The sequence below is a fragment of the Actinomyces sp. ZJ308 genome (genome assembly GCF_011752065.1).
In the GTDB taxonomy this organism is placed as follows: domain Bacteria; phylum Actinomycetota; class Actinomycetes; order Actinomycetales; family Actinomycetaceae; genus Actinomyces.
The window spans coordinates 1-15,242 of record NZ_JAAIJY010000046.1 but is presented as its reverse complement, the minus strand read 5'-3'; the positions used below and the strand labels follow the sequence as shown (position 1 = coordinate 15,242).

The 15,242-nt window shown below is 63.8% G+C and carries 10 protein-coding genes; all 10 read left to right on the top strand.

Annotated features, from left to right (window positions below; translation table 11 throughout):
* Positions 1-162 precede the first annotated feature (162 nt).
* The 10 genes from HCR68_RS13305 to HCR68_RS13255 all read left to right on the top strand — a co-directional run bounded on the left by HCR68_RS13305 (position 163) and on the right by HCR68_RS13255 (position 14,646).
* Positions 163-387: a hypothetical protein gene (locus HCR68_RS13305; RefSeq protein ID WP_167150258.1), complete on the top strand. Its 225-nt coding sequence runs from the start codon at positions 163-165 to the stop codon at positions 385-387.
* Positions 384-809 (top strand): TadE/TadG family type IV pilus assembly protein, encoded by a 426-nt coding sequence (locus HCR68_RS13300; RefSeq protein WP_243859135.1) that lies wholly within the window; start codon positions 384-386, stop codon positions 807-809. The genes HCR68_RS13305 and HCR68_RS13300 overlap by 4 nt, the downstream gene beginning before the upstream one ends.
* Entirely contained in the window at positions 806-1,288 is a 483-nt protein-coding gene (locus HCR68_RS14485; protein ID WP_279587000.1) for a TadE/TadG family type IV pilus assembly protein, read from the top strand. The genes HCR68_RS13300 and HCR68_RS14485 overlap by 4 nt, the downstream gene beginning before the upstream one ends.
* Positions 1,285-4,422 carry a hypothetical protein gene (locus tag HCR68_RS13285; RefSeq protein ID WP_243859134.1) on the top strand — a complete coding sequence of 1,046 codons (3,138 nt, stop codon included), beginning with the start codon at positions 1,285-1,287 and terminating at the stop codon, positions 4,420-4,422. The genes HCR68_RS14485 and HCR68_RS13285 overlap by 4 nt, the downstream gene beginning before the upstream one ends.
* A gap of 258 nt (positions 4,423-4,680) precedes the next feature.
* Positions 4,681-9,099: an FtsK/SpoIIIE domain-containing protein gene (locus HCR68_RS13280; RefSeq protein ID WP_243859133.1), complete on the top strand. Its 4,419-nt coding sequence runs from the start codon at positions 4,681-4,683 to the stop codon at positions 9,097-9,099.
* A gap of 247 nt (positions 9,100-9,346) precedes the next feature.
* Positions 9,347-9,655: a hypothetical protein gene (locus HCR68_RS13275; RefSeq protein WP_167150252.1), complete on the top strand. Its 309-nt coding sequence runs from the start codon at positions 9,347-9,349 to the stop codon at positions 9,653-9,655.
* Positions 9,656-9,661: 6 nt separating this feature from the next.
* Positions 9,662-11,830, top strand: coding sequence for a DUF6571 family protein (locus tag HCR68_RS13270; protein ID WP_167150250.1), 2,169 nt, complete (start codon positions 9,662-9,664; stop codon positions 11,828-11,830).
* A 1,326-nt stretch (positions 11,831-13,156) separates the two neighbouring features.
* Positions 13,157-13,324 (top strand): hypothetical protein, encoded by a 168-nt coding sequence (locus HCR68_RS13265; protein ID WP_167150248.1) that lies wholly within the window; start codon positions 13,157-13,159, stop codon positions 13,322-13,324.
* A gap of 60 nt (positions 13,325-13,384) precedes the next feature.
* Positions 13,385-13,714: a hypothetical protein gene (locus HCR68_RS13260; RefSeq protein ID WP_167150246.1), complete on the top strand. Its 330-nt coding sequence runs from the start codon at positions 13,385-13,387 to the stop codon at positions 13,712-13,714.
* Between the two features lie 254 nt (positions 13,715-13,968).
* On the top strand, positions 13,969-14,646 hold the full coding sequence (locus HCR68_RS13255; protein WP_167150244.1) for a hypothetical protein: 678 nt from the start codon (positions 13,969-13,971) through the stop codon (positions 14,644-14,646).
* Positions 14,647-15,242: the final 596 nt, after the last annotated feature.

Genomic DNA, 15,242 nt, shown 5'->3' with positions numbered 1-15,242 from the left:
CCGCGCCGGGTCGGCCAGTGCCTCCAAGGTCATCCTCGTGGCTCGCTCGCGCAGCTCATCGGGGTACTTCTTCTGTCCCATGACAGTGATCCTTCCGTGTCATCACTGCCTCCATCAAACCCGGGGCGATTCAACCAGTCTCCCTTAAGGAAAGGACAAAGAATGCTCAAGCTGCTGTGCACGCTCCAGACATTCGCCGGTGACCTGCGTGAGCGGGTCGGCAACCGCCTGTCGGAGGAGAAAGGAGCCTCGACCGTCGAGTGGGTCATCATCACCGGCTTCCTCATCGTCCTGGCCGCCGTCGTCGGCCGCGCCATCTACGGCATGGTGCAGAACGCCTCCTCCGAACTCCAGGTGCCGAGCATCAACGGCGGCGATGGGACATGACGTCAATGCAGTCGCGGTGGAGAGGACTGGCGAGGCGCCTGCGTTCGGAGGCGGGGGCCTCCAGCGTCGAGCTGCTCGTCTTCTTCCCGCTGCTTCTGCTCATCGTCCTGCTCACCGTTCAGGTCGCGCTGAGCTGGTACGGAAACGAGGTCGCCACCTCCACCGCCCGCGAGGTGGCCCGAGAGGTCCGCAGCGGCTCGGCCGACGGCTCCGCCGTCGCCGCCGCCAGGGCCGACGGCGAGGCCTACGCCCACCGGGTCGGCGGCAAGGCGCTCACCGATGTGACGGTGGACGTCACCGTCATCGGCAACCAGGTCAACGTTCAGGTGTCGGGCAAGTCCATGGACATCATCGCGGGCTTCGCCCCGAGGGTGAGCGCCACGGTCACCTCCGAGCGCGAGACCTTCCGGGAGGACACGTGAGACGCTTCCTGACGCTCCTGGCAGAGCGCAAGACCCCCGGTCTCGCCGGGCGAGGGCTCCGGGCCGGGCGACGCCGGACCGCCGGCACCGCCGAGCGGGGCAGCATGTCCGTCGAGATGATCGTCCTGGTTCCGGTGCTCCTGCTCATCATCATGATCGCCGTCGCCGGTGGCCGTCTGGTCTCGACCGAGGGCATGGTCCAGGCCGCGGCCCGCGACGCCGCCCGAGCCGCCTCCATCGAGCGCTCCGCCGGGGAGGCCGACGCCGCCGCCCGCCGAAGCCTGGCCGTCGCCGACACCGCCGACGCCCGGTGCTCAGGAGGCATCGACGTCGGCGGCTTCGGCCGGGGCGGCACGGTGACCGCCACCGTCAGCTGCCGCGTCGAGCTGTCCGACCTGGGTCTGGTCTTCCTTCCCGGCGCCACCACCGTGACCGCCAGCTCCACCGCACCCGTCGACACCTGGAGGGGAACCCGATGAACCGGATCATCGCCTCTGTGCGCCGCCGGCTCCGGCACGACGACGAGCGCGGAGCCGTCTCCGTCTACGCCGTCATCATCGCCGCGGTCCTCATGCTCATGGCCGGGCTGTGCATCGAGGGCGGCCGCGTCCTCAACGCCCGCGCCACGCTGGCCGACCAGGCCGAGCAGGCAGCCCGCGCCGCCGCCCAGCACCTGTCCACCGACGACGTGCGCGGAGGCGCGACCGTCTCCGTGGACCGCGCCGCCGCCTCCTCCGCCGCCCGCACCTACCTGGCCCAGGGCGGCCTGGCCCAGGGCTCCACCGTCGACGTCACCTCCCGGGGGGGTCGCCGTGACCGTCGAGCGCGACGTCCCCACCACGATGCTGCGGCTCGTCGGCGTCTCATCCATTCATGTCACCGTCACCGGCGAGGCCCGCAACGCCGTCGGTATCTTCGAGGAGGATCAGTGAGCCGCGCCGCTCAACGAGCCCAGGCAGCCGGACCCGAACGCTTCCGCGCACCGGTGCGCGCCGCGCGCCCCCCGGTGTGGAAGTCCCTCCTGGCCGCACTCCTCCTCATGCTGGCCATCATCGGTCTTCCGGTCGCTCTGCTGGCCACCGTGGGTCTTCCGCCCATCCCCACCGATCTGGGTATGGACACCTTCACCCAGGCGATCTCCGTGGACGCCCTCCTGGGCGTCCTCATCTGGGTCATCTGGCTGGCTTGGATGCAGTTCACCTTCTGCACCCTCGTGGAGACCGTCTCCGCCATTCGCGGCCGCAGCGTCCCCGGACACGTCCCCTTCTCCGGCGGGGTGCAGGCCGTGGCCCGCCGGCTCGTGGCCTCCGTGCTGCTGCTGGGAGCCGTCAGCGGCCCGCTGGCCGCCGCGGCCGCGCCCGTCGTCGAGGAGCCCACCCCGGCTGTCGCCGTCGCGCAGGACTCCGCCCGCGCCGCGGCCGCTGCTCAGACCACGGATCCCTCGGGCGCCTCGGTCTCCTCCGGCACCGTCGCCCAGAACCCCGACGGCAGCCAGCAGATGCGGTACATGGTCGGCGGCGTCGAGATCGACCCCGAGCTCGGATCCCAGCTCGTGGGCCAACGCGTCTACGTCGTCCAGCCGCCCGAGGGCCGCTACCACGACAACCTCTGGGACATCGCCGAGCGCAGCCTCGGTGACGGACGCGCCTACACCCAGATCTACGACCTCAACGCCGGCCGCGTCCAGCCCGACGGCGGCTCCCTGGAGCTGGCCCGGCTCATCCAGCCCGGCTGGCTCATGGTCATGCCCGAGGAGGCCACCTCCGTGGACCGGGTCGAGGCCATTCCGGTGGCGCCGGCCCCGGCGACCCCGGCCCCGGCCACTCCCAATCCCGATGAGGCCCGCGCCGGCGCCGGCATCGATCAGGGCCTGGCCTCCACCCTGCGCGACGTCCCGCCCGTGCAGATGCCGGCGGTCGGTGCGCTCCTGGCCGCCTCCCTCGTGGCGACGCTGGTGCGCCGCAGGCGCCAGCTGTCCGGCGGCGCCTTCGACGAGGGCCCCGGCGAGTTTGAGCGGCTCCTGCGCGTGGGCTCCGACGAGCGCCGCGTCCAGCGCCTCAACGCCATCCTGCGCTCGCTGGACTCGATCCCCGGCAACCCCCGCCCCTACGCCGTCGCCATCGACGACGACGCCTGCTACCTGCGCCTGGCCCGAGCCGTCCCCGAGGCGCCCGCCCCGTGGCGCATCCAGGAGGAGGGCCTGACCTGGGTGATGCGCGCCGGCCAGGAGCCGGCCCCCTCCCCGAACGGCTCCCTCCTGCCCGGTCTGGTGACTGTGGGTCGCATCGCCGGTGGCGCCGACATCCTCGTCGACCTGGCCTTCGCCGACGGAGAGGTCGCCGTCACCGGTGACCCCGCCATGGCCGCGGAGGTCGTCACCGCCCTCGCCCTGGAGCTGTGCACCAACCCCTGGTCCCGGGAGGCCGTCGTCGTGGGCGCCGGCCTGCCCGCCACCCTGCGCGAGGTGGCCGGCGGACGCATCCAGTCCCCGGAGGCCCTCCTGGCGAGCAACCTGCTGCCCGGCCGGGCGGACGTCATCACGGGCCGCCGGCCCGGAGCGGCCACCACCTTCGTCCTCGTGGGCAACGGCGAGGCCACGCCGACCCTTCCGCCCGGCGGCGACTACGCCGTCGTGCGCACCGGTGGGGACGGTCGGGCGCGCTGGACCATCGACATCGACGCCTCCGGCACCGCCCGTATCGAGCAGCTGGGCATCGCCGTGACGGCCACGCGCGCCACCGAGAACGAGGTCCTGGCCCTGGCGAGCCTCTTCGGCCCCGCCCAGGTCACCGACGACGGCACCCGCCCGCCCATCCCCGACCCGCCCACGCCGCCGATGATGACCGCCGCCCTGCGCACCGCCGACGTGCGCATCCAGGTCCTGGGGCAGACGCTCGTGGAGGCCGCCGGCGCGGTGGAGCCCGAGCGCCGCTCGATCCTGACCGAGGCGGCGATCTGCGTGGCTCTCCACCCCGAGGGCATTCGCCCGGCCGTGCTCGGCACCATGCTGTGGCCGCTGGGGGCGACCGCTGACGTCGTGGCAGGTACCGTGGAGCGGCTGCGCGCCTGGCTGGGCCACGACTCCCAGGGGATGCCCCACCTGCGCGAGGACGCCGAGGGGCGCCTGGTCATGGGGCCGGGGGTCGTCGTCGACTGGGACGTGCTGCGCTCGCTGCTGGCCGCCTCCCGCGGCTGCCCGCCCCAGCGCGAGGTCGAGCTGCTCATCGAGGCACTGCGGCTGGTGCGCGGCCCCATGGTGGCCGGTGCCGAGGAGAGCCGCTACACCTGGATGGCGCGCGTGCGCGCCGCGCACCAGTTCAACGCTCTCGTGGTGGACGCCGCCCACCGCATCGTCGAGCTCATCGGGGACACCGACCCCGACGGCGCGGCCATGGCGATCGCCACCGGTCTGGCGGTCGTGGACCTGGACCAGGGACTGTGGCGCGACCGGCTGCGCCTGGCGGCCCGGCGCGGACGCGGCGAGCTGGAGCGGGAGGTGCTCGGGCTCCTGTCCGCGGCGGGAGCCGATGACCTGGCCCAGGTGGATCCGGCGACGGCCGCCCTCGTGGAGGACTTGGCTCCCGGTCTGTCCGTGGCTCGCCGGCCTGCCTAAGGAGGGGGACGCGTGCAGCTGTTCATCAGTGTCCTGCGGCCCGGTGAGGCCGATGCGGCCACTCGTGATCTGTTGGTCGTGGCGCCCGAGGACGCCACGGTGGGGGACATGGTCGCGGGCCTGGAGCCCGCCGTTGAGGGAAGTGCGCCCGGGGCGGCCTTGCGGCTGGTGGTCAACGCCGGCGAGCAGGTGGCTGCTCCACCGACGGCTCTGTGGGACGGCCCCAGGCGCCTGGCTCCCGCGGACAACCTGGTCGATGTGGTCCGCAACGGCATGCTGCTGGGCCTGGGCGGCCCGGTGCGCGACGACGTCGAACCGGTCGGGGTGGTGGAGCTGCGCGTGGTGGCCGGCCGGGGCGCCGGTGCCGTCCACCGTCTGAGCCTGGGCGGTTACACCCTCGGCGGACCCGGCTGCGACCTGATCCTGGAGGGCGTGGAGGAGAAGATCGCCGACCTCGCCGTCGCCGTCGGCGGGCGGGTGACGATCACCCCGGTCGCGGAGGTCGCCGAGCGTGAGCTGCCCCTGCCGCTGCCCAGGCGCCGCCCCCTGCCCGGTCCCCTGGTCCTGGCAGCCCCGGAGCGGGGCGAGGAGCAGGAGGCCAAGGGGCGGGCCGCGCGCCGGCGTCGTCGCAAGGAGGAGCGCAAGCGGCGCCGCGCCAAGAAGAAGGGCCTGGACACCGAGGCGATCCTCTCCAGCCGGGAGACGCTGGAGCCCGACGGCGTACGCCACTACCTCGAGCTCGATCGGCGGCCGCTGAGCGCCGGCGGCACCGAGTGGTCAACGGACGCGCTGCTCACGGTGGGGGAGACGCTGCTGTCGATCGGGGCGGTACCGGTGGCCGATGCGGTGGTCTCGCCGACGGCGGGAGCCCCGACGCTGAACTTCAACCGGCCTCCGCGCCTGGCAAGGCCGGTGCGGGAGACCAAGTTCGCCCTGCCGACGAAGCCAGCTGAGCAGCGTAAACCGCCCTTCCCCTTCGCCATGCTCATCTCCCCGCTGGTCATGGGTGCGGGTATGTATTTCATGACGGGGCGCGTCTACTCGCTCCTATTCATGGTGTTCTCCCCGATCATGATGATCGCCAATCAGCTCCAGGGACGCTCGAACCAGAAGAAGGACTACCAGGACAAGCTGCGCAAGTACGAGGAGCAGCGTGAGGTCACCGAGGAGGCTGCCTTCAAGGCGTTGACCGCGGAGCGGGGGCTGCGCCGCGGGGACCACCCGAACGCGGCCGAGCTGCTGCTGCGGGCCACGGGGCCGCGCGCCCAGCTGTGGGAGCGCCGGCCGGCGGACCCGGACTGGCTGGATCTGCGGGTGGGGGTGGCCGATCTGCCCAGTGACGTGGAGATCGAGGACTCTCAGCGCGCCAAGCACGAGGAGCCGCTGCGGTGGACGGCGCCGGACGTGCCGGTGCGGGTGCCGCTGGGTGAGTTGGGGGTGGTGGGCGTGTGCGGCGCGCAGCGCCATGACACCGCGGACTGGCTCATGGCCCAGGCGGCGGTGCTGCACTCGCCGGCCGAGCTGCAGATGGTGCTTCTGGTGGAGCCCGTGCGTGGCGAGAATCCCGCCGGACGCTGGGCCTGGACGAGGTGGCTGCCGCACCTGCGCAACCTGGAGGGCATGGGTGCCCGGGCCAAGGTGGGCCTGGACGATGAGACGATCGCCCGGCGCATCAATGAGCTCTCCGAGCTGGTGGAGCGCCGGCTGGACCCGGAGAAGCGCGGCCCTTCTGTGGGCCCGGAGGAGCAGATCCTCGTGGTGCTCGACGGCGCCCGGGGACTGCGCCTGCGGCCGGGCCTGATCTCAGTGCTGCGCCGGGGACCGGCCGCGGGGGTGCGTCTGGTGTGCATTGATCGGGATCGTACGGCTCTGCCTGAGGAGTGCCGGGCTGTGGTGATGGCTGAGGCGGGGGCTGCGGGTGTGTCGCAGGCGGATGTGGATGAGGTCGAGCGGGTGACCCTGGACGTGGTGCCGGGTGGTTGGTGTGAGCGGGTGGCTCGTGCGCTGGCGCCGGTTCATGATGTCTCCGCCTCGGGTGCGGATTCGACGATTCCGACGGCGTCGCGGCTGCTGGATGTGCTGCCGATGCCGGATCCGGATGCTCAGGCCGTGCTGGCGGCGTGGGAGCGGTGCAGCCGGACGACGAGGGCGGTCATCGGTGAGGACGCCGAGGGGCACTTCTGGTTGGATGTGCGGGCTGATGGGCCGCATGCGCTGGTGGCGGGGACGACTGGTTCGGGTAAGTCCGAGCTGCTGCAGACCCTGATCGCCTCCCTGTGCGTGGGGAACACGCCGGATTCCATGACGTTCGTGCTGGTGGACTACAAGGGCGGTGCGGCCTTCAAGGACTGTGCGCGTCTGCCGCACACGGTGGGGATGGTCACCGACCTGGATGGGCACCTGACGTCGCGGGCGCTGGAGTCCTTGGGGGCGGAGCTGCGCCGGCGTGAGCATCAGCTGGCGGGGGCGGACGCGAAGGATATCGAGGACTATGTAGCCGCTATGGCGCCTGGCGATGAGCCGATGCCGCGGCTGATGATCATCATTGATGAGTTCGCGGCGCTGGTGTCCGAGCTGCCGGACTTCGTGACGGGGCTGGTGGATATTGCTCGGCGTGGGCGGTCTTTGGGAGTGCATCTGGTGCTGGCGACTCAGCGGCCGGCGGGTGTGGTGTCCGCGGAGATCAAGTCGAATACGAACCTGCGGATCGCGTTGCGGGTGACCGATGAGAACGACTCCCAGGACGTGATTGAGGCTTCTAACTCGGCGTATATTCCGCCCTCGATTCCTGGGAGGGCCTATGCGCGGCTGGGGCATGCGAGCCTGCGTCAGTTTCAGTCCTCGCGGGTGGGGGGCAGGCCTCGTGGGGCCACGCCGCAGGCGGCGGTGCGGGCGGCGACGCTGACCTTGGACGAGCTCTCGCGCCCGGAGATGAAACCGCCGGAGGTGGAGGAGGACGCGACGATTCCCACTGATCTGGCGACCCTGGTCTCTGCGATGGGGGCGGCCCATGAGGCGACGGGGCGGCCCGACCCGCACAGTCCGTGGCTGCCGCCGTTGCCGGAGCTGGTGACCCTGGGGCAGGTTGCGGAGCGCATCGAGGCGGCCCGAGCTGAGGAGAGCGCGGGGGGTGACGTGGCTGATCCGAGGGCAGAGGGGTTCTTACCCCCGCTGCCTTTGGGGTTGGAGGATCTGCCGGGTGAGCAGGCGCAGCGGCCGATGGTGTGGGACTACACGCGTGGTGGTCACCTGGGTGTTGCGGGGGCCCCGAGGTCAGGGCGTTCCAGTGTGCTGCGGGGGATCGCGGTGGCACTGGCCGAGTCGGCCTCGGCCGCCGAGGTGCATGCCTACGGTATTGATGCGGGGAACGGGGCGCTGGCCCCGTGTGTGGGGCTGCCGAACTTCGGGGCGGTGGTCAGTCGTGATCAGGCGGATCGGATCCGCCGGATGCTGGCCCTGCTGGGTGGCCAGGTGGCCTACCGGCAGCAGTACCTGGCGACTCATGGCTACGCCTCGGTGGCTGAGCAGCGGGCCGCCACCCCGCCGTCTGAGCGTCTGCCGTACCTGGTGCTGCTCATCGACCGGTGGGACAACTTCATGGCGACCTTTGAGAACACTGACGCCGGAGCAATTCCGGGCATGGTGGAGACGCTGATGCGTGAGGGGCCGGCGGTGGGGCTGCGCGTGGTGATTGCGGGGGACCGCACCGTGTTTCGGGGGCGGTTCGGGATGATGCTGGAGGATCGTTTGGTGTTGCGTATGCCGAGTGCGGATGACTTCGACCTCATTGCGATGCGGGCTCGGGATGTTCCCCTGTCGATGCCGCAGGGGCGGGCTTTCCGTTCGGGGGAGCGGCCTCGGGAGGTTCAGTTGGTGATGCTGGGCGATGATCCTGCGGGGACGGCGCAGGTGGCTGCGGTTCACCGGGCTGCTGAGCGGGCCGAGTCCCGTTGGGGCGTCATTGACCGTGCACAGCGTCCGGGTCATGTGGACGAGTTGCCGGTGGCGATCAGCACGGAGGAGGCCCTCAGGCTGGAGCCCAAGCTGGAGAACAATGATATTGCGTTTGCTGTGGGTGGGGACGATCTGCGTCTGCTGCCGGTGTCGCTGGAAGACATTGGTAATGCCTTTCTGGTGACCGGACCGCGCCGTTCCGGGCGGTCAACGGCGCTGTACTTCGCCACCAGCAGGTTGCTGGACAATGGGCAGAGGGTTGTCCTGGTGCTACCCCGCAGGTCACCCTTGGCCGAGCTGGCCCAGCATCCGAACGTGGTGGGGGTGCTGGGTATGGACGCTGAGCCGGGTGACCTGACTGAGTTGCTCGCGGAGGATCCGGAGAACATTGTCATTGTGGTGGATGACTTCGATACACTGACCAATGACCACAGCATCAACCCGACGATTGAGGCTCATATCAAAACCTGCCGCGACCACGACGGGGGCGTCCTCGTGGCATGCGGCATTGACGAGGTTGGAGGTATGTACCGCGGCGTTGTCGCCACGGCCAGGAAGACGAGGACGGGACTTGTTCTTGCTCCACGCAGTGCGGATGACGGCTCGCACTTCTCGGCCCGTCTACCCAGATCCATCGGTGGCCCGGTCCCCAAGGGAAGGGCAGTCCAGATCAGCACCACTGGCTGGACATGGACACAAGTACCACGACAAGTCAACGAATAGAGAAGGTGAAAAATCTGACCGCTGCGCTCTTTTGCTCTGTAAATTATTTGTCACTGAGGTGAACTGAAAGGTTGAGTTTATTATGGGTTATTCTCCGGACGGCTCTGGGGTAGAGCAGGCCCCAGAATCTTCAAGCACTAGTGGACTTCCTAGTAAACCTCAGTGGAGCGTTCCTAGCGACCCTTCCTCCCCCCAGGCGTCGTCCTCCAGTAGCAGCGACGAGAGTGATAAAGAGCATCCTGATGATGTGCTCAACAAGAAGAAAGAAGCGATGTGGAGGGTGATACAGAAGTTCGACGAGGCAAGGTCTAGCATCGGAGCTGACTTCGATCATACTGGAGCCAAATCTCCCGCAGACAAATTTTTTACCGAAACAGACATCGGTAAAGAGGGGAAGGTATGGAAGTCAACTCTGGCTGAAACCATTAAAGGTTCGATCGCTGACGCGATAGGTGGAGTGACTCAGTGGTTCAACTGGTCCCGTCAGGATCGCTACGAGGACTGGAATAAGGAACCTAAATGGGTGGGCAAGAACGACTCGAGGGGAAAGTGGTGAGCAACGATGACCGAGGTTAAACTTAACCCCGATGAGCTGCAAGCTATCATCAATAAATTAACCACGTTTAACGACACAACCGTCGTGAATGCTAGAGACTCTGTGGTCAACTGTAATGCAGCCGAGAAGAGTCCATTCGATCTGGGGAGTTTCTCTATGGAGCTGGACACACGAAGAAGCACCCTTAAGAGTCAAATCGATAACCTTCAAACATGTCTCGATGCCGCGAAAGCCGCCAACGAAGGCGGCATCACCACGAGTTCTGGCGGGATGATCTCCTATTATGTTCCCGATGGGCAGGCAGAAAGTATTGAAGTCATCAAAGAGCACAATCATGTTGACGACTGGAGGGCAGCCAAAAAAGATGCTGCTGATCTTGTAAAATACTCCGAGGAAGGCTGCTCACCAGAACAATGGGACAAGCTCTTGGCGCGCCTGCAGGCGAAACAGGATGATCCCGAGTATGCAGCCTTTATGCTCGGCACCATTGGCCCCGGTAGGCTACTCGATATTCCTATCGACATTGGTGGAGGTTTCAGGGAAACGAGCGGCAGCGGGCCCGCGAGAAGTACATCCAATGCGCGTCCTGATGCGGAAAAAGATGCTGCCACCGTGATCGGTCACCTTCTCGCCGTACGCTCACGAAGTTGGTCACCCGAACAGGCATCCAAATATGCGAACTCTCTAGTTCAGTATTCTGAAGAGAAAAATAAAGGGCAGCGGTTAGGTTCGCTTAATCAGATTCTTTCAGCCTCAAGAGCAACAGATATAGACGGAGACGGTAATAATGAAACTGTAGGCCTTGACTACGATGACACCTTCTTGTTAACACTCGCTAGAAGGCTTGAAAACTATAAGTCCAAGGGAGGCAACGATAATCGAATCACCACCGGTGAACGAGGTAACTCTCTGCATGGCGTCGTTCACGCGTTAACCGGAAGCCCAGGTGTAGCCACGAGTTGGCTGACAGTAAAAGACTCCAACGGAGAAGTTAATGATGAGAAAACTACAGAACGTATCGAAAAACTTATCAATCGTGACCCCCTGAATCGTGAAGGGATAGTCTCTGAGAATAATGGAAAATGGGAAGATGACTGGCTGATGCTGTCCGCTCGGGAGTCGATTGTCGGCGTTAAGGACCGGGCTGGGGGCCATGCTCATGCAGCCGTCACGTCAGGAATCTTGAATACTGTCGGAACGGAAGGCAATGCGGACCCGGATAAGGATGGTAGTGCGAACGGTAGTAAGATTGAGCTTTCCGACGCGGGAAGAAACTCCGTTTCCATTGCGTTGTCAAACTATACATATGGCGTCCAACAATCCGCAAGCAAAGATGGTGCGGCAGGCTATACATTGAAACCGGAAGAAAGAGCTAACTGGGGCGTGGACATTCCGCAGCAGGCAGTTTTTAGTAAAGAAGCTTTGACTAATCTTCTTGGACAGGTCGGGAATAATGATCATGCAATGGCGCGTTATGTGGGCGCTCAGGAGGCCTTCAACAAGCAACAAGTTGCTGGCTCTCAGGGTAAAGATGAGGCGCTTATTAAAAGCGTTTACGATGATCAAAGCCAGCTTCGAGGTTTTACGGCTGGAGCTGTCGCCAGGCAAAGTGAAATTGATGGTTCCGACGCTGACCAGAGTGTAGGCGATTTAGCTGAACTAACTAAGATGGCAATCACCGCCATTCCGCTACCTCAGGCGAAGGCCGCGGGCGTGGCCCTTGATGCTGGTAGCAAATTCGCGCTTAACCTAGCTAAGAGTGGAGCGGCAGACGCGACCCACGATGGCATGATTGAGGTGTTTGGTGGAGAGCTACAGGAAAAGACGGATAGGAATGCGAGAATTAGAGAGGCAGCCTCGAGAAATAATACCTATGCGTCAATACTTTCCATACTGGGAAGCAACGTCTATTCACAAGAGGAGTTGGCGGCTATGGCAGCCGCAAATCAAGGAGCGGATATCAGTGAAATTATTAATGACGATGGCAGTCTAAGAATAGATCCAGATCACCTCGATCCGAATGATCCACAACTAACGGATGCGCAGAAGCAGGCCCTTACGCAGATCGGAAAGACGCTTCCCGTGAAGAATCATCCTGGAATGCCTGGTTTTTCTAACGATGCAACTGACAGGTTCTCCGACGGCTATAACGATTCTCATGGTCAGCTCAGATAGACAAGTAAAGTTCAAGATCAGAACAAGGAGATGTTGGTGGTTCTTTTAGATGTGAGACTAGGGTAACGCAAATGGTGTACAGTTGGTTTGATGTAGTACGCCAGCGAAGAGCCTTTCTTGTCGCACTTAGTGCGCCGATCGCTCTGAGTCTATTTGGTTGCGGGTACTCGCGACCAGATACTGTGGCGGCTACCGCGGCTGCACCGGCCAGTGTTGACACCTCAGCTTCGCACTTCACTTGCCCGGGAGTTGCTGACGAGTCAGTAAAAGCGGTCTTTCCTGATGTATCGCTCCGGGATTCGTCCGGTCAGTACAGCGACGGAGGATATCGACGTTTAGACTGTTCCGGAAAAGTTTCCGTTAACGGATCTGTTAGCGCAACCGGTTTCAGGTCGCTGATCAGTAGGAAGTCTTCGGAAAAAAGTCATGACAATGACTATCGGGGGCCAGGGTCGGAGAGGTTCGCTGTCCAAGGTGTGGAAGGAGCGTCGGGAGATATTCGCGTTATGGAAGGTGGTAGGGGTGTAAGTAGCCTAATCACTTGTGGTGACGCTTTGGTGATGGTGACGCTCTACGATGATGTTGCTCCTATGAACGGTGACATTAAGGAGAATGCCAAGAATCTTGCTTTATCTATGGTTCCGTGGACGTGCAACGGTGAGGTGGTCCCGGGGCTTGGACAGCCGTTAAGTCCTTCGCTTGCCGACGAGAGCCCTTTTCCGTCAGGATAAACTGCGACATCAACCTGATTCAGTTGAGGTCGGTAAAGTCCGCAGGCGGGTTGCGGGGCGTTATTTGGTACGGCATCTTTGTCGCTTCAGATCGTTTTGCTTAGGCTCAAGAGTTTTGCTCGGCCTTGTAGGTGTGCGTAATCCCGGGGCTGAGTGGAGGCGGATATGCTTGCAGGTTCTTTGTGCTGTAGAGCGTGGCGGAGTTGCACATCGCTTGGTTGTCGATGTTAGTTGGTGCGCGTTTCGCCGGTCCGGTGCGTCGATGGGAACAGTGGTGGCGAGGTGCCGTGTCTGCGGCGCCTCGCCGGGGTGGTGGAGGGTGCGAGCCTTATCGAGGGGCGCGACGTTTCCGTGACGCCCACGGGTTCTGGTCGGTGGAATCTGGGGGTTCGTGTTGTGCCGGGGTGTGGTTCCGGCTTGATCGTGGAAGGCCTGTCGTCATGAATCGTTCCTTGTCGTGTCTACCTCGCCCGTACCACTGGTCTGGTCGCCGTCGTCGTGTTGTCGGCGCGCTGGGCGCATGCCTACTCACCGCTTGCCTCGCCCTGGTGGGGTGCTCGTCGAGCGGCTCGAGGGCTGGAGGACCATCCCGCCCGTGAACAGCGCGAGTGTCTCCGGCGGCTCGGCGTCATCGGCACCCGCTTCGGGTGGAGCGTCGTCGGGGGCGTCGGTGGCGCCGACGATGTTGGATGCTCAGGCGTTGACGGATTCTTCGATCGGTTACTACGTGGATCTCGTGCCCCAGGGGCTGGACGCCAACTAGTCCCAGGTTGTCCTGGGGTACCTTGCCTATGACCGGGCCACTTGGGAGGCCTACCGGAACATGGACGGCGACCTGTCCACCGTCGAGGCCTCCACCACAGGTGAGGAACTCGAGAGCTATCGAGATACCTATAGCGAGGCTCAGGAATCAGGTGGGCGTGAGGTCGGAACGACGAGAGCGGAAGTGTATTCCGTTGAGATGCAGTCGGGCAGTGAGGCCACGGTTGATGCGTGCTCGGACCAGACCCAGATCAAGCAGGTTTCAGATTCGGGCCAAGATGTCACGCGCACCAGCTGGCGGCACACACATTCTTACCTAGTGACGGTCCGCCTGAGCGATGGTCGCTGGAAGGTGGCCTCTGTCGAGGAGAAGGGGACGGACGTTTGCTGAACAAGAGTGTTCTCAGTGCTGTATTCTCTATTTCCCTAGTGAGTCTCGGATTGCTCATTCCCTCCGGTTCGACGGAAGCAGCGAAGAGGAATGACGGTGGTGGTGTGACTTTGTCGGTGTCGGGTTCTCAGGGTGCGGGGTATGAGGTGGAGATTCAAATGGTTTCGCAGGCAGGGTGAGTAAAATGGCGTCTGACGGTGTGGGCGACGGACTTGACAAGGGCAGGGGAGTGGTGTCTACGGTGATGGTGAATGATGAGGATTATAAAAAGACCGAGGAAGAACTGCAGAAGTGATAATGATGAAGATTATGGTGCGAGGTTAGTGGACATGCTCAGTAGACGTGGTCATGTGCTCCCGGCGCTTTCCGTTTTGCTTGCCTGTGTTTTGATATCGGGATGCTCATTCCTTAAGAGCGGAGCAAATTCGCCTGAGACCCTCCCTCCTATTGCTGAAGAAAAGGTGTGCGGAGTGGTACCTAACAAGACGCTGCGAGAGAGGCTGTCTTTGGAAGTCGTAAAGTATCATTACGACAATTCGTCTTCTGGTGAGTCGTTTTCATGTATGTTGTTGGTGAATACCAGGGGCGGTGTTAGCCACGTGATGACTATTGAGTACCAGCCAGAAAAAGCCACACAACTGAGTGATATCACCGACAGGTACCGAAGCTTCTCTCCATTGTCCATCAAAGGAAAGGAAGGAGGGAGTGGTTGGGTGAAGGATGACTACACGAATCTGTTTTGGCTTTATCCAAATGATCACCTTCTCGTATTATATGTGTTTGAAGAGAGGTTTGGAGACGAAGGGATAAGCGGCAACCTCAAAGCCGGTTTACCTGGCTTCTTTGAGGAACTAATCAACGACATCCCTAGCTACAATAGGGAGGCGGGGAGTATTCCCTTTACGTCAGTGCCATCAAAGGATGCCACTTAATCCACCTGTTATGTCTGGAAATGCGTAGCAGCACCGTATCGCTTGGATGTCGATGCTGGCTGGTGCGCGCCTCTCCGACCCGAGTCGTGACCTGTTTCATTGTTAATGTCCGCTTTGGGTAGTTGGATCAGGCGTCATTGTGGTCTTCTGGGTTGGTTTGATTGTGTCGTTGTCGTCTGTCCTGACTCGTGACAGTTTGGTGGGGTCTGGGTTTTGAGGTGGGTTTTTCGTTGGTATCGCGTGGTGGTTGGGGGTGTGCTGGCACACTAAGGGGCCGGTAGGGTCGGAGTGGTGAGCCCGTTTGTGCGTAAGGTCAAGACAGCCTCGGGGGCGACGGCGGTGCAGATCGCGGTCAAGGAAGGGCGCCGGGACAAGGTGATCGAGCACCTGGGATCGGCCCACACCCCAGGGGGTCGGCAAAGTCGGTGGGTGAGGGTGTCTGAGTCGGTTTGGTAGGGATGGCGTGTCGCTAGGACAGGGGCGCGGGCCCCGTGGGGACGATGAGTGGTGTCTAGTCATCTCCTCGTCCTGGGAGCCCGCGCTGATGCCATCCTCCACCACGACCGCCCTGTCTCGCCAGCCCCTGACCCAGGTTC

What these genes read in the sequence shown, in the direction of transcription:
- HCR68_RS13255 (WP_167150244.1), top strand. Translation starts at nt 13,969, where the DNA reads ATGAGGATTATAAAAAGACCGAGGAAGAACTGCAGAAGTGATAATGAT.
- HCR68_RS13305 (WP_167150258.1), top strand. Translation starts at nt 163, where the DNA reads ATGCTCAAGCTGCTGTGCACGCTCCAGACATTCGCCGGTGACCTGCGT.
- HCR68_RS13270 (WP_167150250.1), top strand. Translation starts at nt 9,662, where the DNA reads ATGACCGAGGTTAAACTTAACCCCGATGAGCTGCAAGCTATCATCAAT.
- HCR68_RS13260 (WP_167150246.1), top strand. Translation starts at nt 13,385, where the DNA reads ATGGACGGCGACCTGTCCACCGTCGAGGCCTCCACCACAGGTGAGGAA.
- HCR68_RS13300 (WP_243859135.1), top strand. Translation starts at nt 384, where the DNA reads ATGACGTCAATGCAGTCGCGGTGGAGAGGACTGGCGAGGCGCCTGCGT.
- HCR68_RS13285 (WP_243859134.1), top strand. Translation starts at nt 1,285, where the DNA reads ATGAACCGGATCATCGCCTCTGTGCGCCGCCGGCTCCGGCACGACGAC.